The sequence below is a fragment of the Salinisphaera orenii subsp. orenii MK-B5 genome (assembly GCF_003788635.1).
GTDB classification, from domain to species: Bacteria; Pseudomonadota; Gammaproteobacteria; order Nevskiales; family Salinisphaeraceae; genus Salinisphaera; species Salinisphaera orenii.
The window spans coordinates 16,972-36,336 of record NZ_AYKH01000023.1; the positions used below are offsets into that span (position 1 = coordinate 16,972).

Annotated in this window: 16 protein-coding genes; 4 read left to right on the top strand and 12 right to left on the bottom strand. The window is 68.2% G+C overall.

From position 1 onward, the window contains the following. Positions 1–47: 47 nt before the first annotated feature. The 3 genes from SAOR_RS10685 to typA form a co-directional block, all read right to left on the bottom strand. Positions 48–818 (bottom strand): SIR2 family NAD-dependent protein deacylase, encoded by a 771-nt coding sequence (locus SAOR_RS10685; protein WP_123631417.1) that lies wholly within the window; start codon positions 816–818, stop codon positions 48–50. Positions 819–860: 42 nt separating this feature from the next. Continuing rightward, on the bottom strand, positions 861–2,441 hold the full coding sequence (locus tag SAOR_RS10690) for a bifunctional GNAT family N-acetyltransferase/carbon-nitrogen hydrolase family protein (protein ID WP_123631418.1): 1,581 nt from the start codon (positions 2,439–2,441) through the stop codon (positions 861–863). A gap of 86 nt (positions 2,442–2,527) precedes the next feature. Next, positions 2,528–4,363, bottom strand: coding sequence for a translational GTPase TypA (gene typA, locus SAOR_RS10695; protein WP_123592434.1), 1,836 nt, complete (start codon positions 4,361–4,363; stop codon positions 2,528–2,530). Between the two features lie 141 nt (positions 4,364–4,504). Between typA and SAOR_RS10700 the strand changes: the two genes are divergently transcribed. Continuing rightward, positions 4,505–5,716, top strand: a complete 1,212-nt coding sequence (locus SAOR_RS10700; protein WP_123631419.1) for an MFS transporter — start codon at positions 4,505–4,507, stop codon at positions 5,714–5,716. Between the two features lie 11 nt (positions 5,717–5,727). Here SAOR_RS10700 and SAOR_RS10705 read toward each other — a convergent pair whose 3' ends face one another. After that, positions 5,728–7,038 carry an Nramp family divalent metal transporter gene (locus SAOR_RS10705; RefSeq protein ID WP_221179959.1) on the bottom strand — a complete coding sequence of 437 codons (1,311 nt, stop codon included), beginning with the start codon at positions 7,036–7,038 and terminating at the stop codon, positions 5,728–5,730. Between the two features lie 317 nt (positions 7,039–7,355). Between SAOR_RS10705 and SAOR_RS10710 the strand changes: the two genes are divergently transcribed. Next, positions 7,356–9,203, top strand: coding sequence for a metallophosphoesterase family protein (locus SAOR_RS10710; protein ID WP_245965445.1), 1,848 nt, complete (start codon positions 7,356–7,358; stop codon positions 9,201–9,203). Positions 9,204–9,358: 155 nt separating this feature from the next. Next, positions 9,359–9,820, top strand: coding sequence for an EF-hand domain-containing protein (locus tag SAOR_RS10715; RefSeq protein WP_185015647.1), 462 nt, complete (start codon positions 9,359–9,361; stop codon positions 9,818–9,820). A gap of 168 nt (positions 9,821–9,988) precedes the next feature. Here SAOR_RS10715 and SAOR_RS10720 read toward each other — a convergent pair whose 3' ends face one another. From SAOR_RS10720 to SAOR_RS10730, 3 genes are all read right to left on the bottom strand, one after another. After that, complete coding sequence (locus SAOR_RS10720) at positions 9,989–10,456, bottom strand: nuclear transport factor 2 family protein (protein WP_123631422.1); 468 nt, start codon at positions 10,454–10,456, stop codon at positions 9,989–9,991. 198 nt (positions 10,457–10,654) lie between these two features. Then, positions 10,655–11,698 (bottom strand): alpha/beta hydrolase, encoded by a 1,044-nt coding sequence (locus SAOR_RS10725; RefSeq protein ID WP_123631423.1) that lies wholly within the window; start codon positions 11,696–11,698, stop codon positions 10,655–10,657. 306 nt (positions 11,699–12,004) lie between these two features. Further along, entirely contained in the window at positions 12,005–12,373 is a 369-nt protein-coding gene (locus SAOR_RS10730; protein WP_123631424.1) for a putative quinol monooxygenase, read from the bottom strand. Between the two features lie 181 nt (positions 12,374–12,554). Here SAOR_RS10730 and SAOR_RS10735 point away from each other — a divergent pair, with 181 nt between their 5' ends. Beyond that, the gene (locus SAOR_RS10735; RefSeq protein WP_185015648.1) at positions 12,555–13,496 is read left to right on the top strand and encodes a GGDEF domain-containing protein; all 942 of its coding nucleotides are present in this window, start codon (positions 12,555–12,557) and stop codon (positions 13,494–13,496) included. 146 nt (positions 13,497–13,642) lie between these two features. Here the strand turns inward: SAOR_RS10735 and pip are convergent, their stop codons facing one another. The 5 genes from pip to SAOR_RS10760 all read right to left on the bottom strand — a co-directional run bounded on the left by pip (position 13,643) and on the right by SAOR_RS10760 (position 19,314). Next, positions 13,643–14,608, bottom strand: a complete 966-nt coding sequence (pip, locus tag SAOR_RS10740) for a prolyl aminopeptidase (RefSeq protein WP_123631426.1) — start codon at positions 14,606–14,608, stop codon at positions 13,643–13,645. Positions 14,609–14,663: 55 nt separating this feature from the next. Then, positions 14,664–15,911, bottom strand: a complete 1,248-nt coding sequence (locus SAOR_RS10745) for a hypothetical protein (RefSeq protein WP_221179960.1) — start codon at positions 15,909–15,911, stop codon at positions 14,664–14,666. 71 nt (positions 15,912–15,982) lie between these two features. Further along, positions 15,983–16,627, bottom strand: coding sequence for a 3-oxoacid CoA-transferase subunit B (locus SAOR_RS10750; RefSeq protein WP_123631427.1), 645 nt, complete (start codon positions 16,625–16,627; stop codon positions 15,983–15,985). Continuing rightward, positions 16,627–17,298 carry a 3-oxoacid CoA-transferase subunit A gene (locus SAOR_RS10755; RefSeq protein ID WP_123592424.1) on the bottom strand — a complete coding sequence of 224 codons (672 nt, stop codon included), beginning with the start codon at positions 17,296–17,298 and terminating at the stop codon, positions 16,627–16,629. The genes SAOR_RS10750 and SAOR_RS10755 overlap by 1 nt, the downstream gene beginning before the upstream one ends. Further along, entirely contained in the window at positions 17,299–19,314 is a 2,016-nt protein-coding gene (locus tag SAOR_RS10760) for a TRAP transporter permease (RefSeq protein WP_123631428.1), read from the bottom strand. Positions 19,315–19,365 lie beyond the last annotated feature (51 nt).

Below are 19,365 nucleotides of genomic sequence, written 5' to 3' on the forward strand. Positions count from 1 at the left end.
CCCGTATCCACTATGGCGAAACGACGTGTTTTCCGACTCCGCTCAGACTATCGGCGCGCGGGCGCGGCGTCGAGCGCGGCGACCAGCGCGGGTAGGGCGTGGCTTGCGGAGGCGCGCAGGGCGACATCGACGGCGGTCGACACCGGCGTGGCCTCGGGGTTGACCTCGATCACCGTCGCCGGCCCGGCGATCGCCGTCTCGACCAGCGCGGCGGCCGGATAGACGCGATTGGAGGTGCCCACGACGAGCACGCAGTCGGCCTCGTTGAGCCCCTGCTCGGCCCGGGCCAGGGCATCGGCCGGGAGCATTTCGCCGAACCAGACGATATCCGGCCGTGTCGGCGCGCCGCAGCGCGAGCAGACGGGCAGCGGCGCGTCCTCGTCGGCCGGCGCCACGGCCATGGTGGCGGTCGTGGCACAGGCGCTGCAGCGCTCGCGCCAGATGTTGCCGTGCAGTTCGGCGATGTCGGAACTGCCGGCGGCGGCGTGCAGGCCGTCGACGTTCTGGGTCGCGATCCGGACGGGCCGGTGATGCTCGAGCGCGGCGAGCGCCTCGTGGCCGGCGTTGACGCCGCCGCGGGCGATCAGCGTCCGCCGCCAGCGATACCAGCCCCAGACCCGTTCCGGCTCGCGGGCGAAGGCCTCCGGCGTGGCCAGGTCCTCAGGCGAGAACCGCGCCCACAGGCCCGTCTGCGCCTCGCGGAAGGTCGGAATGCCGGACTCCGCGGAGATGCCGGCGCCGGTGAGCGCGAGTATGCGCCGCGCATCGGCCAGCGCCCGCACGGCGGCGTCACGCGCGTGGGTGTCGAGTTCGGTCATACGGCTGCCTCGTGTGCCGGAAGCGGGTAAGGGCCGCCCGCCTCAGCGGGCCTTGGCGCCCTTGACCGCCCGCCGGCGCGGCTTCCACTGCACGTGGTAGAGGTCGTGCCGGCGATCGAGCATGTTCTGCACCGACCCCGTGGTGCGGGCGTCGGCGAGCACGTCGAGGCGCACGTCGGCGATCGCGACCATCTCCACGTTCGGGGTGGTGTCGGCGGCGATGCCGTCGCGGGCGAAGGCGAAGTCGCAGGGGGTGACGATCGCGGACTGGGCGTAGTGCAGATCCATGGCGTGGACGCGCGGCAGGTTGCCGGTGTTGCCGGCGGTGGCGACGTAGATCTGGTTCTCCACCGCGCGGGCGTGGGCCGAATAGCGCACCCGCAGGTAGCCGTTGCGGTCCTCGGTGGAGAACGGCACGAACAGCATGTTGATGCCCTGATCGACCAGATGCCGCGACAGTTCGGGAAACTCGCTGTCATAGCAGACGAGCACGCCGATGGGGCCGCAGTCGGTCTCGATGGCGTTGAGCGAGTCGCCGCCCACGATGTTCCAGTAGTGGCGTTCGCCGGGCGTGGGGTGGATCTTGGGCTGCTGGTACTCGGAGCCGTCGCGCAGGTAGATGTAGCCGATGTTCTGCAGATCGTCGCCGACCCAGGTCGGGTGCGAGCCGGCGATGATGTTGATGTTGTACTTGACCGCCAGCGAGGCCATCAGCTCACGGAACTCGTCCACGAAATCCGCCAGCCGCTGGATCGCGGCGCGATGGCGCAGCTCCTCGTTCTTGATCGAGAGCAGCTGCACGGTGAACAACTCCGGAAACACCACGAAGTCGGCCCTGGCGTCTGCGGTCTCCTGAACGAAGTAGGTCACGATCTGAGCGAATTCGTCGAAGGAGTCGATCGCCCGCTGCATGTACTGCACGACCGCGATGCGCACGGTGGCCGGACGCTGCAGGTGCACGTGCGAGTCGCCGGCGACGTCCTCGCGATACTTGTATTCGGGATTGCGCCACAGCAGGTGCGCGCCGTAGCCCATGGAGGCCACGTCCGGCGGCAGGTAGTTGGGCATCACGCCGAGCAGCTCGTAGCCCTGGCCGAGCTGGAAGGACAGCACCGAGTCGCGGATCTGCTTGTCCTTGACCGCCTCGACGTAGGCCTCCGCGCTGCCGAACTGCTTGAAGCGCCGCCTGAGACCCGGCAGACGGCCGGAGAACACGATGCCCTTGAGGCCGAGCTTGACGCAGAGCGCCTCGCGCTCCCGATACATCCGCTGGCCGATGCGCAGGCCGCGATAGCCGGGGTCGACGCAGATCTCGTAGCCGTAGAGATAGTCGCCGTCGGTGTCGTGGGTCGAACCGTAGCCGTTGCCGGTGATCTTGGCCCAGGTGTGCGGGCGCATGACCTGCTCCTCGGGCAGGCACAGCGTGGCGCAGTAGCCGACCACCGTGTCCTCGTAGACCGCGACGAGCTGGCCTTCGGGGAAGTTGTTGATCTGGCCGCGCAGTTCGTCGTAGGTGTAATCGTCCAGATTCGGGTAGGTGCGCTGGACGACGCGGTTGATCGCCGGAATGTCGGCGAGCCGAGCAGTACGGACGATCAGACGGGAACGGCTGTTGCGGGACATGGGCAAACCCCTCGATCGATCGGAACGGAAACGGCCGGCGGCCGCCGACTCGTGGAGCCGGCGGCCGCCTCGCACGAGACGGCGAGTCAGCCGTTGGCGCGGCCGGCCTTCTTGCGCTCGTGCTCCTTGAGCCAGCGCTTGCGCACGCGGACGGCGCTGGGCGTAACCTCGACCAGCTCATCGTCGTTGATGAACTCCAGGGCCTGTTCGAGCGTCATTCGCGTGGCCGGCGTGAGCTGGATGTTCTCGTCGGTCCCGGCGGCGCGCACGTTGGTGAGCTGCTTGGCCTTCTGGACGTTGACGGTCAGGTCGTTCTCGCGCGAGTGGATGCCCACGACCATACCTTCGTAGATCTCGTCGTTGGGGGCGATCATCATCTCGCCGCGGCCCTGCAGATTGAAGATCGCGAACGCCACCGCTTTGCCGGGGGCATTGGCGATCAGCACGCCCTTGTTGCGCTGGCCGATCGCGGCGTTGCCGATCTTGCCGTAGTGATCGAACACATGCGTGACGATGCCGGTGCCCGAGGTCAGGCTCATGAACTCAGTCTGGAAACCGATCAGCCCGCGCGAGGGGATGATGAATTCGATGCGCGTGCGGCCCTTGCCGTCCGGGACCAGGTTTTGCATCTGGCCGCGGCGTTGCTGGATATTTTCGATCACCGGGCCCTGATGATCGTCCTCGACGTCACACATCAACAGCTCGTAGGGCTCCTGGAGTTCGCCATCGACTTCCCGGGTGACCACTTCCGGGCGCGACACGGACAGCTCATAGCCCTCGCGCCGCATCGTCTCGATCAGTACCGACAGATGCAACAGGCCGCGCCCGGACACCTTGAAACGGTCCGCGTCGCCGCCTTCCTCCACGCGCAGCGCGACGTTGGACTTGAGCTCCCGCTCCAGACGCTCCCGGATCTGCCGGGAAGTCAGATAGTTGCCTTCCTTGCCGGCCATGGGCGACTTGTTGACCTCAAAGGTCATGCTCATGGTCGGCTCGTCCACCGTCAGGCGCGGCAGCGATTCCGGCTGCCGCGGATCGCAGAGCGTATCCGAGATGTCGAGGTCGTTCATGCCGGTGATGGCGACGATATCGCCGGCCCGGGCCTCGTCTACCTCGACGCGGTTCAGGCCGAGAAAGCCGAAAACGCTGGCCACGCGGGCGTTGCGAGTGCCGCCTTCGCGATCGACGATGGTGATGTTGGTGGCCGGCTTGATCATGCCGCGGGCGATCCGCCCGATGCCGATCTGGCCGACAAAGCTGTTGTAGTCCAGCGTGGTGATCTGCATCTGGAACGGCCCGTCCAGGTTTACCGGCGGTGCCGCCACGTTCTGGGTGATGGTCCGGAACAGCGGCAGCATGTCGCCGTCGCGCACGTCCTCGTCCATGCCGGCGTAGCCGCCGATCGCCGAGGTATAGACGACTGGGAAGTCGAGCTGATCCTCGGTTGCGCCGAGCGAATCGAACAGATCGAAGGTTTCGTTGAGCACCCAGTCGGGGCGTGCACCGTCGCGATCAATCTTGTTGATCACCACGATCGGGTTCAGACCGAGTTCGAAGGCCTTGCCGGTAACGAACCGGGTCTGGGGCATGGGACCGTCCACGGCATCGACCAGCAGCAGCACCGAGTCGACCATCGACAGCACGCGCTCGACTTCGCCGCCGAAGTCGGCGTGGCCGGGGGTGTCGACGATATTGATGTGATAGACATCGTCGGCATCCGGGTCGCGCCACTCGATCGCCGTATTCTTGGAGGTGATCGTGATGCCGCGCTCTTTTTCCAGATCGTTGGAGTCCATGATCCGGTCGGCGACGTCGTCGCGCGCCTCGAAGGTACCGGACTGGCGGAGCAGGCAGTCGACGAGCGTGGTCTTGCCGTGGTCGACGTGGGCGATGATCGCGATATTGCGAAGATTATCGATCATAAAGTGTGGGCCGCGGGGGTCGGAGGAAAACGCGCGCATTATCGGGCATAGATCGGCCCCCGGCCAGCCGTGTGCGGCACGGATTTTCAGAATCGGGTCGCGAACGGCCGCCTGCGAGCGGGTGCATGCGATAATTCGGCGATGAATGAGGCTTCACGCGACGGTACCGGTCTGGCCCGCGGCACACCGGGCGCGCGGCGTGCGCTGGTCGCGCTGTTCGCCGCCGGTTTCGCGACATTCTCGTCGCTGTACAGCGTGCAGGCGCTGATGCCGCTGTTTTCGCAGACTTTCGGCGTCTCGCCGGCCGAGAGCAGCCTGTCGCTGTCGCTGACCACGGGCGTGCTCGCCCTGACGCTGTTCGTGGCCGGGCTGATGTCCGAGGCGATCGATCGCAAACGGATGATGGCCGCCTCGCTGCTGATCTCCGCCGGCCTGTCGATCGCGGCCGCGTTCTCGCCCGGTTGGCATGCTCTGCTGGCCGCGCGCGCCCTCGAGGGGATCGCGCTCGGCGGCGTGCCGGCGCTGGCGATGGCCTATCTGTCGGAGGAAATGCGGGCCGGCGATCTCGGCTTCGCCATGGGCCTGTATATCGGCGGCAGCGCCTTCGGCGGGATGTCCGGGCGCGTGCTCGCCGGCGTGGTCGCCGATATCGGCGGCTGGCGCGCGTCGATGGCGGTGATCGGCGGGCTGGGGTTGTTCTGTGCCGCGGTGTTCATCCTGCTGCTGCCGCCGTCGCGGCATTTCCGGGCCCGGCGCGGGCTCGCGCTGTCGGAGCACTTCGAGCCGATCGCCCGCCATCTGCGCCACCCGGCACTGCCGTGGCTGTTCGCCTGCGGCTTCATTCTCATGGGCGCGTTCGTCACGGTCTACAACTACATCGGCTATCGGCTGGCGGCACCGCCGTTCGGGCTGAGCCAGAGCGCGATCGGCGCGATCTTCGTGGTCTATCTGCTGGGGATCGCGGCTTCGGCGCTGTTCGGGCGCCTGGCCGATCGCTACGGGCGTGCGCCCGTACTGGTGGCCGCGCTGTCGGTCATGAGCCTCGGCCTGCTGCTGATGCTGCCGGCGTCGCTGCCGTTCATCGTGGCGGGGATTGCCCTAGTCACCGTGGGCTTTTTCGCCGGCCACTCGGTGGCCAGCGGCTGGGTCGGTCCGCTCGCGGGAGCCGGCAAGGGCCAGGCCGCCGGACTGTACCTGCTGGCCTATTACCTGGGGTCGAGCATCGTCGGCGCGCTCGGCGGCGTGGTCTGGTCGCGCTACGGCTGGCCCGGCGTGGCGGCCATGGTCGGCACGCTCACGGCGCTGGGCATGCTGGCGACCATCCGCCTCGCGCTGTGGCAGGGACGCGGCTGAGGCTGGACGCTTCAGATGCCGAACAGCGTGCGGTAGAGCAGAAACACGTTCAGACCGATGATGAGGCCGGCCACGCCCCAGGCCGCGATCGAGGTCGCACGGCGATTGACGAGCGTGCCCATGAGTTCCCGGTTGGAGCAGAAGATCAGCAGCGGAATCAGTGCGAACGGGATGCCGAAGGACAGCACGACCTGGCTCATGACCAGTGCCGTGGTCGCATCCACGCCGAGCGCCAGAATCAGCAGGGCCGGGCCCATGGTGATCAGCCGTCGCAGGAATATCGGGATGCGGCGGTTGATGTAGCCCTGCATCACGATCTGCCCGCTCATCGTGCCCACCGACGAGCTCGAGAAACCGCTGGCCAGCAGGCCGATGCCGAACAGCGTGGCCGCCAGCGAGCCGGACACGGCCTCCAGATGCGCGAAGGCGCCCTCGAGCGTGGAGACCGGCTCGACCGCGCCGAAGAACAGGCCCGCGGCCATCACCAGCATGGCGCCGTTGATCAGCCCGGCCAGGCCCATGGCGATGAGGATGTCGATCAGCTCGAAGTGGAAGATGCGCCGGCGTTGCTCGGCGTCGCGGCCCACTACGCGGCGCTGAGTCAGCGCCGAATGCAGGTAGATGACGTGCGGCATGACCGTGGCGCCGAGAATGCCGGCGGCCAGCAGCAGGCTGTCGGTGCCCGCGAGCCGCGGCACGAACAATCCGGTCAGCAGGTCGCCGCCGTCCGGGCGTGCGATCCAGACCTCGTAGGCAAACGCCGCGACGACGACACCGAGCAGGGCGGAGATACCGGCCTCCAGCGGGCGAAAGCCGCGGCGCTGGAGTTCCAGCAGCCCGAAGGAGAACACCCCGGTGATCACCGCCGCCGGAAACAGCGGGATCCCAAACAGCAGATACAGGCCAAGCGCGCCGCCGATGAATTCGGCCAGATCGGTCGCGATCGCGATGATCTCGGCCTGAATCCACAGCCCGATCGTCACCGGCCTCGGAAAGCGTTCGCGCGAGAGTTCCGGCAAATTGCGGCCGGTGGCGATGCCGAGCTTGGCCGACATGGACTGTATGAGCACCGCCATGAGGTTCGACACGGCGACGACCCAGAGCAGCATGTAGCCATAGCTGGAACCGGCCTGGATATTGGTGGCGAAATTGCCGGGGTCGATATAGGCCACGGATGCGATGAAAGCCGGCCCGAGGAAAGGCAGGAATCGCCGCAGGCCGCGCTGTCGCCCGGCCAGGGCGGCTTCCGCGGCGCGCGCGGTGGCGTTCTCGCCGGGTAGGGGATCCACGGCGGCATCGGCGGCGGCACGTGACTGCGTCACGCCGGCACCACTCGCCGGCAAGAGCGATGGCGTGGTCGTTCGTTTTGCATCATGAGGTGTTTGTAGACGCCGGAACGCGGCGGGCTCGAACGGCAGTCTTCGGCTCGCGCATCAAAAATTAGCTAAGGCTTATTTTTGATCCATCGACACTCCGGGTCAAGCCGCATCGACGTCATGGGCATGCCGGCGGCCGGCCGCCGACGTACAATCGCGCGATGATTGCCCCTACCGATGGCCTGCCCGCGGTTCTGGCCGGCCCGATAGTGCGCCGCGCCGAACCGGAGCGCGTCGTGTTGTGGCTCGTCACGAGCCGCGACATGCCGCTTACGCTGATGCTGTATCCCGACGACGACGGTCGCGCCGAGGCGCCCGCCGCGCGCATACCGCTGGCCGCGGCCACCCGGAGCTTGCGCATCGGCAGCCACGCCTGGATTCAGCTCATCGATGTCGATCTGGCGGCACACGCGGTCTCGCCGCTGCCGGTCGATGGCCCGATCGGCTACGACCTCGAACTCGGCGCCGCGGGCACTTCGCTGGCCGCGGCCGAACCGGGGCTGTGCTATCCGGGCGAGCGGCGGCCGCGATTCGCCATCCGCCCCCGGCTGACGAACCTGCTGCACGGCTCCTGTCGGCGACCGCATCACGATTCCGGCGACGGCATGGCGCGCGCCGATCGCTGGCTGGGCGCGCAGCGCGACGACACCGCGGAGTGGCCCTCGGTGCTCCTGCTGACGGGCGACCAGATCTATGCCGACGACGTGGCGGGACCGATGCTCCGGGCGATCCATGCCCTGATCGCACGGCTCGGTCTCTGGTCGGAGACGCTCGCCGGCGCGACCCTGCCGGACAGCGACGCGCTGTACGCCTGCGAATACTGCTACTACCAGCGCGAGGAACTGCTGCCGATGGAAAAGACCACCCGTGACCTGCGGGACCGGTTCTTCGGCGGCACGCGCAAGCCCGTGTTCACCTCGGCCACGGCCGGCAATCACCTGATCACGCTGGCCGAGGTCCTGGCCATGTATCTGCTGTGCTGGTCGGACGCGCCGTGGCGGGGTCTGACCTTCACGCGTCCGGAACTCCAGGGCGACGAGAATGCGGCCTACGATTCGGAACGGCCGATCATCGAGCGCTTCGTGGCCGAGCTGCCGGCCGCGCGCCGGCTGATGGCGAACTTGCCGACCGCGATGATCTTCGACGATCACGACATCACCGACGACTGGAACCTCACCGGCGAGTGGATGGACAGCGCTTATGGCCACCCGTTCTCGCGCCGGATCATCGGCAACGCGCTGATCGCCTATCTGCTCTGCCAGGGCTGGGGCAATCGTCCAGAGGCCTTCGACGACGGGGTGCTCGACCAGGTCGAACACTTCATCGCACGGCGCGACGGCGCCAGCCAGGACGCCCTGATCGATCGGCTGCTGTCCTTTGACCAGTGGCACTTCACCCTCGATACCGAGCCCGCGGTCGTGGTACTCGACACGCGCACGCGGCGGTGGCGGCGCCAGCGCCAGCCCACCCGACCCTCGGGGTTGATGGACTGGGAGGCCCTCAGCGAGATGCAGGGCCGGCTGCTCGGCCGCGATGCGGTGGTTATGGTCTCGCCCGCACCCATTTTCGGCGTGAAGCTGATCGAGAACATCCAGCGCGTGTTCACCTTTTTCGGCAAGCCATTGATGGTGGATGCGGAGAACTGGATGGCCCACCGCGGCGCGGCGCATACGCTGCTCAACATCTTTCGCCATCGCGGCACGCCGCGCACGTTCACGATCCTGTCCGGCGACGTGCATTACTCCTTCGCTTACGACGTCACGCTGCGATTCTCGGCGATACGCCAGCGGATCTGGCAGATCACGAGTTCCGGCGTCAAGAACGAGTTTCCGCGCACGCTGCTGGACTGGTTCGATCGCCTCAACCGCTGGCTGTATGCGCCGTATTCGCCGCTGAACTGGTTCACCAAGCGTCGCCGCATGCGCATCGTGCCGAGACGGCCTTCACCTGCCGAGCGCGGCGAGCGGCTCGTCAACGGCTCGGGCATCGGGCACGTGCGCTTCGACGCCGCCGGCCGGCCGGTCGCGATTACGGAACTTCGCGCGGATTACTCCGATGTGGTCTTCGATTATCCCGAATCGGAGGACGAAAACAGTCACGACCGATTCTGAGGACGCTCCGGTGGGGTCGGATATTCGCCCGCCTGGTCGGCCGGCCCGGGCCGGATCGCGCGTTTTCGGCCACTCCAAGCGAACGCAGACGCATCGACGCTGCCCAAACTTCGAGTGCGGCTCCGGCCGCGATCATGCAGACACGGAATCAAGCAATGAACACGAATGCGTCTCCGACCGGATATGTCATCGGCGCGCTGCTCCTTGCCGGCCTGGCCGGGGTGGCTACAGCGCAGGGGCCGCGCGGCGGCATCGACGCGCTGGATGCCAACGACGACGGCGTCATCAGCCGCCAGGAGGCGATGGATGCCCAGGTGGCCTCGTTTCGCCGACTGGACTCCGACGGCGACGGCACGATCACGCGCGAGGAGCTCGAGCCCGCCCAGGCGGCCATCGAGGGCGACACGTCGAGTCCCGCGGTTCGGCGCGCCCGCGAGGCCGCGCGCGAGCGCTGGATCGACAACCTCGACCGAGACGACAGCGGGGGCATATCGCTGGAGGAGTATCAGGCGGCGATGACGCCGTACTTCGATCAGCTGGATGCCGACGACAACGGCGAGATCGATCCGGAGGAGCTCCGTCAGGGCTACGGGCTCGAGGAACAGGACGCCGGCTGAAGGCGTTCGGTCCGCCCCGATCGACGTAGCCCGGATCCGGTGGTCCCCGTGCGTCGGCGAGCCGCGTGAACACGACTGCGCTCCAGTCGATGCGCGCGGCGTCGAACGCAGGGGCCCGGCGTTCGGAGGCGCGTCGTAGGCAGCGGCCGGACAGCCGATCGTACTCGTTCAGAGCCCGAGCGCGCTCAGCGACGGGTGATCGTCGGGACGACGGCCCTGTGGCCAGAAAAACAGGCGGTCGCTGTCCCTGATGGGCAGGTCGTTGATGCTCGCCAACCGTGTGTGCATCAGACCCTGTGCGTCGAACGCCCAGTTCTCGTTGCCGTAGGCCCGGTACCACTGGCCGCTGTCGTCATGCCATTCGTAGGCGAACCGGACGGCCAGTCGGTCGTCCCGATGGGCCCAGAGCTCCTTGATCAGGCGATAGTCGAGCTCGCGGCGCCACTTGCGCTGCAGAAAGGCGATGACCTCCGCACGGCCCTGCGGGAATTCGATCCGATTGCGCCAGATGGTGTCCGGGGTGTACACGGCGGCGATCGCCTCGGGATCGCGCGTGTTCCAGGCATCCTCGGCCAGCCGCACCTTGCGCAGCGCGCTGGCCTCGTCGAAGGGTGGAATCGGGGGTTTGGTATCCATGATCGCTCCATCGGCATGCCTGCGCGTTCCGGCGCGCGCGATGTGCCGCGTGGCCATCCGAAGATCGTTGGCTCGGGCTTTTCCGGAGGCGGCGATCGGCCTGTCTGCGTGTCGCGCGGTACCCGTCAATATGCCATGCCGGCGCGATGCGGCGCTCGCAGCGAGGGGACGCCGTGGCGTGTCGATCCGCGTCGGCGGTCAGCGCAGAGCCTCGGCTAGGACCTGCGCTGCGCGCGTTATCGCGGCGTCGGCCCCGCGCACCGCGCCGGCGAAGTTGAGAAAACCGTGGATCATGCTCGGCAGCCGGCGATGGGTCGCTTTCGTGCCGGCCGCGGCGAGGGCGGCGGCATAGGCTTCGCCCTCGTCACGCAGCGGATCGAAGCCGCCGGTGATGATGTGGGCCGGGGCCAGACCGGCGAGCCGGCCATGAATCGGCGATACGCGCGGGTCGCGATTGTCCATCGACGCCGGTATGTAGTGTCCGTGGAACCAATCCATGGAGGCCTTCTCGAGCAGGAAGCCGCGCGCGAAGGTCCGCACCGACTCGCGGTCCTCGGCGAAGTCGACCGCCGGGTAGAACAGGAGCTGGAAGGCCGGGGCGATGTCGTCGTCGGCCGTCTGCTGGGCGACCACCGTCGCGAGATTGCCGCCGGCGCTGTCGCCGCCGACGGCCAGCCGTGTCGGATCGAGGCCGAGGCTGTCGGCGCGGTGGGCGATATCGCGGAACGCCGCCACCGCGTCCTCGACGGCGGCCGGTGCCGGATGTTCGGGGGCCAGGCGGTAGGCCGCCGAGACCACCACGCAGCCCGCGCGCGCCGCAAGCGCCCGGCAGATGCCGTCGTGCGAGTCGAGCGAGCCGATCACGAAACCGCCGCCGTGGCAGAAAACGAGCGCCGGCGCCCGGGCGGGGGCACCGTCCGGGCGGTAGAGGCGACCGTCGATCGGGCCCGCGCCGCCCGACAGGCGCACGGCGCGCGTCTGGATCGCCCCGACGGCCCTCGGCTCCAGCAGGCGGCACTGGGCGTCCATGACCCGGCGCTCGTGGGCCGGGTCGCGACCGCCGAGCGCCGCGTTGCCCTGCAGCCGCTGCAGGCGCAGCAGCAGCTGGGTCTGGACGTCGAGGGTCTGACCGTCGCGCACGATGGGCGTGCCGGCGAGCAGACGCAGGATCGGCGCCGGCAGATTGAGCAGGCCGCGGGCGGCGGCGGCCTCGAGGCGCGGCGGCAGGGCGGGTGTCGGCATGGCGGGTGTCTTGACGATGGGTTGTCTGCGCGGTCTCCGATCACGCATCTGACCAGAGGTATTGTCAGAAGTCTACCGCATCATCACGCCGATCGTCCGCGGCGCCCTGGGCCCGTACGGCGCCGGCCGCCGCGCGCCCGACGCCGTGTCACGAAGCCGAGCGCCGTTCCAGCGAGATTCCGCCGCCGATCGGCCCGACGGCCGTCGCCGATAGGCCGGCCGGAGGCGAGCCGGCGGGCCGTTCGATGGCGACAACCGGCTCCTGCCGCGCTGCGCCCCGCCGGGACGACCCACCGGGCGCCCGTGCTAGCTCGGCGGGTTACGAAAGCCTTCGGCCAGCTCGTAGAAGTTCACGTCGAGGCCGGACAAGGGCTCGCGCAGCCGATCCAGTTCGGCCTTGGGGCCGTGGACTTCCATGCGCACAAGGCGGGCGACGGTCTGGGCCTTGGCGAAGAGTTCGCCGACGTTGTCAAGATGCGCGAGCACGCCGTCGGCGCCGTCGTAGCCCTCGCGACAGGTTGCCGTGTTGCCGTCGAACAGAAAGCCGTAGTACAGGCACGCGGGTTCGTTGCGCGTCGCCTCGACGAACTGATCCACCAGGGTCTGGAACTCGTCCATGCGGTCCGCCGGCACTTCGAAATAGGGCGCGATGGAACAGCAGTTATCCTGTGACATGTCTCCTCCGGTCAGAATAGGGTGCGGGGCCGAGCTTATCCTGTCGCAGGCGACGGGTGCGATCCTGGCGCCGTCATCGCCGCAGCGACGGGTGACGCCGCGCGTCTCGGTAGTCGCCGGGATGGCGGCGAGCGGCACGACATGGTTTGATGAACAGCCGACGGGCAAGGAACGACACCGGATGATCAACCTCGAGCTGCTCAAGCAGGCCGTCATGGACTCGCGGGATGGCATCACCATCACCGACGCGCGCCGGAGCGACCTGCCGATCATCTTCGCCAATCCCGCTTTCGAGCGCATGACCGGCTACCCGCTGGACAGGCTGGTCGGCCATCCCTGCGGGATCATGCGGCCCGCCGAAGATGCGGCCGCGGATGCCGCACGCACGGTTCTCGACGACGGGGACGGCTGCGAAGCGACGTTTCACAGCCGCCGGCGCGACGGCAGCCGTTTCTGGAACGAGGTCAGCATCTCGCCGATCTACGAGGCCGACGGGACCCTGACCCATTACATCGGCATCCACAAGGACGTGACCCAGCGCGTGCTGCTGGAACGTGAACTGCGTTCCAAGACGCGCGACCTGGCCACCGCCAACGCCGAGCTGGAGAAGCTGGTGGCTCTCGATGCGCTGACGGGCATCTACAATCGGCGCCACTTCGACGAGCGGCTGGCCGTGCTCTGGGAGTTCGCCGCGCGCAACGCCGATCCGATCGCGCTCTTCTTCATCGACATCGACCACTTCAAGCACTACAACGACGCCTTCGGCCATCCCGCCGGTGATCGGGCGCTGGTGCAGGTGGCACAGCGCCTCGCGGAGATCTTCCAGCGCGGCTCCGACGTCCTGGCCCGCTACGGTGGCGAGGAATTCGTGGTGCTGGCCAGCGGCATGGCCCGCGAGCCGGCGGCGCGCTTCGCGCAGCGCCTGTGCGAGCGGATCGAGGCGCTCGAACTGCCGAATCCGGAAGCGCCCGGAGCGCGCCTGACCATCAGCGTCGGCCACATCGTGGTCACCCCCAAGGCGGGGATGCGGCCGGCGGAAGCCCTCGAACGCGCCGACCGGGCGTTGTTCGAGGCCAAGACCAGCGGTCGCGGGCGGGCGGTCGGCGCGGTCGAGGTGGCCTGAGCGCCCCGGGGCGTTCGCTCCCGGTGTCTATACCGGATCGGACCGCGAATACGCGTCGGCCGGGCCCGGGTCACTCGCGATCCTCGGCTTCCCCTTTCGCGCCGCCGCCCGAATCGGCCCCCTGACGGCGCGCTGGCAAACGAAACTCAGTCGCGGGCGGCGAACCGGTCGGTCGCCTCGAGCAATGCATGCCGATTGGCGGGCTCGAAGGCCGAATGGCCGGCGGCGGGGCTGATCCGCAGCGCCGCCTCCGGCCAGGCGCGGTGCAGATCCCAGGCGTTGGCCAGCGGGCAGACGACGTCGTAGCGGCCGTGCACGATGACGGTCGGGACGTGGCGGATACGCTCGATCTCCCGCAGCAGCTGATCGTCGTGTTCGAAGAAGCCGCCGTGCACGAAGTAGTGGCATTCGATGCGGGCGAAGGCCAGCGCGAAACGGCTGCCGGCGGTGGTCTCGAGATAGTCGCGGCTGGGCTGGAGATGGCTCGTCGCGCCTTCCCAGGTGGACCAGTGCCGGGCGGCTGCCATGCGCACGTCCGGATCGTCGCTGGTCAGGCGCCGATAGTAGGCGCCGATCATGTCGCCGCGCTCGGCCGCGGGGATGTGATCGCGATAGGCTTCGAAGGCATCCGGGAACAGCGCGTTGGCGCCCCGTTGATAGAACCAGAGCATCTCGGCGCGGCGCAGCATGAAGATGCCGCGCAGCACGAGCTCGGTCACCCGCTGCGGGTGCGCTTCGGCGTAGGCCAGGGCGAGCGTCGAGCCCCAGGAACCGCCGAAGACCTGCCAGCGGTCGACGGCCAGATGCTGTCGCAGGCGTTCGATGTCGGCAACCAGGTGCTGGGTCGTGTTGTCGACGAGGTCCGCATGTGGCGTCGAGCGTCCACAGCCGCGCTGGTCGAACAGCACGATGCGATAGCGCTCGGGATCGAAGAAGCGCCGACTTGCCGGGGCGCAACCGCCGCCCGGGCCGCCGTGCAGGAACACCACCGGCTTGCCGTCGGGACGCCCGCACTGCTCGTAGTAGAGGGTGTGGCGGTCGGACACGGCGAGACGGCCGCTGTCGAAGGGCTCGATCTCCGGGTAGAGGGCGCGAAACGTGTGATCGGTCATCAGGACGAGGCCATGGGATATCCGCTCAGGCTATCACCGCGGCCGGTACGGGCCGCTAACCGAACAGCGCGGTCACGGTCACGGCGGCGGCGAGCATCGAGGCGAGCGTCAGGGCGCAGAGCGACAGCCGCCCGCTCCAGGTCACCGACACCCGCCAGTTGTCGTAGCCGGTCAGGCGCTGGACGAGCAGGGCGTTCGCGGAATAGGGCGTGCCGGCGATGGTCAGCCCCCAGCCGGAGACCAGTGCGATGCCGAGACCGAGACCGGCCGCCGGCGGCCACAGTCGGCCGGCGAGTCCACCAAGCAGCGTGACCAGCACCAGAGGATTGAGGCCGCAGAGCCCGCCGCCGAACAGCAGCCAGGGCGTGCCCAGCGCGACCAGCGGGAACGACCACAGGGGCAGCGCAAAGTCGGCGCCGAGCCGGGTGGCGACGAACGCGCTCAGGGTCGCGCCCAGAAATGCCGAACCGCCGATGATCGCCAGCTCGTTGCCGATGCCGCCCATGGCCGGCACGCGCTCGCCTCGGGGGGCGCCGAGCAGCCCGAGCGCGACCACTGCGAGGCAGCTGCAGGTGACCGCGCGGGCGTAGTCGAAGCCGGCGAGCTGGCGCAGCAGGCCCGTGCCCACACAGATCAGTCCGATGCAGCCGGCAAAGAACAGCCAGGATGCGGCCACCCGGCCGGCGGACCGGTCCGGCACCCGGCCCGCGTCGGATTCGGGCTCGCGAAACCAGGCGCCGAGGCACAGATAGGTTGCCGCCAGCGGAAAGGTGAGTGCGATCAGCGACGTGCCATCGATGCCGGGAACCAGGGTCAGGGTGAGCACGACCGCGATCGACAGCGGCGAGCACAGCGACGCCGAACCGAAGCCCCTGAGCACGCCGCGGGCCGCGTTGCGGGTGCCGGCGGAGTCGCCGTGGCGCTCGATCTCGCGGCCGATGAGCGTGCCCACGACGCTGACCGCGCCGAAGTTCAGCGGCACCGCCAGGAACAGGCTGCCGAAGGTCACGCTGAGATAGCGCGTCAGCGCCCGTCCGGAGAACAGATGCTCCGAGATCACGCCCAGATGGCGCGAGCGGCCGAGCGTATGGGCGAGCAGCATGACGGCGATGATCAGCGCGGCCAGCCGGGTCAGCGTGCGACCGCCGTCCACCAGCAGCGCGGGCGCGGCGAGCAGGCAGACGCCAGTGGTCGCGGCGGCGACCGCGAGGATGAACCGGGGGACGCGGTTCAGCGACGGCCAGGCAAGGGCCACATAGGCCAGCACCGCCGGCGCGCCGACGACGGCCGCCCCGTGGCCCACGCCGGCGACACCGGCGGCCAGCGCGATGTAGGCGAGCGCGCTGCGCAGCCGGGCGCTGTCGAGGTTCGCGTTCAGGCCGCCGGCGGCAGCAGCCGGGTGCCGGTCGCCGCCTGGACGTCTTCGAAGCTGTTGCCGTCGTGCAGTTCCACGACCTGCAGCCCCGCGTCGGTGACCTCGATCACGGCGAGATCGGTGTAGATGCGACGGACCACCCCGGCGCCGGTCAGCGGATAGCTGCACTCGTCGAGGATCTTGGGCTGGCCGTCCTTGGTGGTGTGCCGCATGAGCACGTACACCGCCTTCGCGCCCACCGACAGATCCATGGCGCCGCCCACGGCCGGCGGGTATTTCTCGTTGTCGGTCGCCCAGTTGGCCAGATCGCCGGCGGCGGAGACCTGGAAGCCGCCGAGCACGGCGATGTCCAGATGGCCGCCGCGCATCATGGCGAAGGATTCGGCCGTATCGAAGAAGCAGCCGCCCTTGATCAGGGTGACGTACTGCTTGGCCGCATTGATCAGGTCCGGATCCTCGGTGCCCGGCGCCGGCGTCGGGCCGACGCCGAGAATGCCGTTCTCGCTGTGATAGATCACGTCCCGGCCCTCGGGCACGAAATTGGCGACCATCACCGGCATGCCGATGCCGAGATTCACGTAGCTGCCGTCGGGAATATCCTGGGCCAGCCGTTCGGCCATCTGTTCGGGTGTCAGGCGCTGCATCAGTTCATGCCCTCCTGGGCGACGACGCGGTTCACGAACACGCCGGGGGTGGCGACGCTTTCGGGGTTGAGATCGCCGAGCTCGACGAGATGCTCGACTTCGGCCACGGTGACCTCGGCGGCCATCGCCATCACCGGATTGAAGTTGCGGCCGGCGGTGTTGTAGGCGAGGTTGCCCCAGCGGTCGCCCTTGTGGGCGCGGACCAGGGCGAAATCCGCCGACAGCGGATGCTCGAGGACATAACCGCGACCGTCGATCTCGCGGGTCTCCTTGCCTTCGGCCATCTTGGTGCCGTATCCGGTCGGCGTGAAGAAGCCGCCCAGGCCCGCGCCGGCCGCACGCATGCGCTCGGCGAAGGTCCCCTGCGGAATAAGCTCCAGTTCGATCGCGCCTTCCTCGAACAGGCGCTCGAACCAGATCGAACCCTGGGAACGCGGGTAACTGCAGACCACCTTGCGCACCAGGCGATCGCGCAGCAGGGCGGCGATGCCTTCCTCGGCCACGCCCGCGTTGTTGGAGATGATGGTCAGATCGCCGGCCCCGTGCTGACGCAGGGCCTCGATCAGTTCGAACGGAATGCCCGAACTGCCGAAGCCGCCGATCATCACCGCGCTGCCCGGCGCGACGTCGGTCAGGGCCTCGCGCATGGAGGCGATACGCTTGTCTATCATTCAGATTCCCTCGTGGGTCGCGGGCTTGTCTTCGGCGGCCTGCTGTTCGGCCCGCTCGCGGGCATACCGCTGGGCCTCCTTCGAGCCCAGGCGGCCGCCCAGGGCGGCGTCGGCGATGTAGACGCCGACGATGATCGCAAGGCCGGCCAGGTCCGTCTGGCGCTCCGGATAGATGAGGGCCGCGGCCGCGACCAGCACGATCAGGCGCATGGCCGGGTTGATCGTGCCGACGCGGTAGAGATAGCCCTCGAGCGCGGAGGCCACCAGCCAGATCGCGGTGAGCGCGGTGGCCGCCGAGATGACGATATGGAGCAGGTCGCCCTGCAGGATCAGCGACGGATTGGTCACGAACAGGAACGGCAGCACGAACAGAATGCTGCCCAGACGCATGGCGTAGAGTCCCGTCCGCGAGGCCTTGGAGCCGGCCACGCCGGCCGCGGTGATCGCCGCCAGCGCCACCGGCGGGGTGATGTAGGACATCATGCCCCAGTACAGGATGAACAGATGGCTGGCCAGCGGATTCAGCCCGGCCTGCACCAGCGCCGGCGCCAGCAGGATCGACAGGAAGATGTAGCAGGCGCTGACCGTCATGCCCATGCCCAGCACGAAGCTGGTGATCGCGCCGGCGCCGAGCATCAGCGCGATGTTGCCGTCGGCATAGAGCAGCAGCTCGCGCGAGAACGCGCCGGCCACGCCGGTGTACGACAGCCCGCCGACAACCAGGCCGATACCCGCGAGAATGGAGACCAGGCTGCCGACGCTGCTGGTCAGCGTCATGATCAGGTACTGCAGCCGGGACCAGTTCATCCGGTACTGACGCTTGAACACCGAGATAACCAGCAGGACCACCGTGGCGTAGTAGGGCGCGTAGGCGTCCAGGCGCATGACCAGCAGCATGTAGATGAGCATCGCCAGGCTGAACAGATACGGCCAGCCCGTCTTCAGCGTGTCCAGCACCTTCGGAATCTGCGACTCCGGCATGCCGATGAGTCCGCGCCGGGCGGCGTAGGCGTCCACCTGGAACAGCAGCGCCATGTAGAACAGCAGCGCCGGCAGGAAGGCCGCGATCATCACGTCGGCGTAGGGCACGTTCAGAAACGAGGCCATGATGAAGGCCACCGCGCCCATCACCGGCGGCATGAGCGTGCCGCCGGTCGACGCACAAGCCTCGATCGCGCCGGCGTAGTGGGCCGGATATCCGGCCTTTTTCATCGTCGGGATGGTGATCGGGCCGGTGGTCAGGATGTTCGATATCACGCTGCCCGACAGGCTGCCCATGATTCCGCTGGAGACCACGGCCACCTTGGCCGGACCGCCGCGGCTGCGGCCCATGAGCGCAAGCGCGAAATCCATGAAGAAGTCGCCACCGCCGGTCACCGTGAGTGCGGCGCCGAAGACGACGAAGCCGATGATCAGGTTGGCCACCACCTGCATCGGAATGCCGATGACCGACTCCACACCCATGACGTGTGCGCGCAGCGTCTCGCCGAAGCCGTACTGCGTGCCCCACAGAAACCCGGGCATGTAATCCGCGAACAGCGGATAGCTGCCGAACAGAATCGCAACGAGCAGCAGCGGAATCCCGCCGCAGCGTCGCGTGCCCTCCAGGATCAGCGCCAGCAGGACGCCGGAGGCGATGGTGGCTTCGAGCGGCGCGCTGAAGTCCCAGCCCTCGCGGATGATCTCGAGCCCGTGATAGCCGAGATAGAGCGCGGGGATGATCGCCGCGATCGCCAGAACCCAGTCATACAGCGGGACGTGGTGCTTGGCGCCAACCCAGGCCGGATAGTAGAGAAAGGTGACGGCGAGAAAGATGCCGATCAGGTAGTAGAGAAACGAATTGCCCAGCGGCTGAAAGCCGAATGGGCCGATATTGAACGTCTGATTGATGGTCAGCAGCAGGCCGACCGTGCCCAGCAGCAGCACGATCCAGTAGGACACACCGGAAAGTCGACTGCCGGCTTCGCGCTCGGCTTCCATGTTCAGCTCGGTCGCCGAAGGGGTTTGGGTGCTCATGAAACCGGTCTCCGTTGCAAACGGGATAAGCGTCGGGCGCAGGTCTCTGCC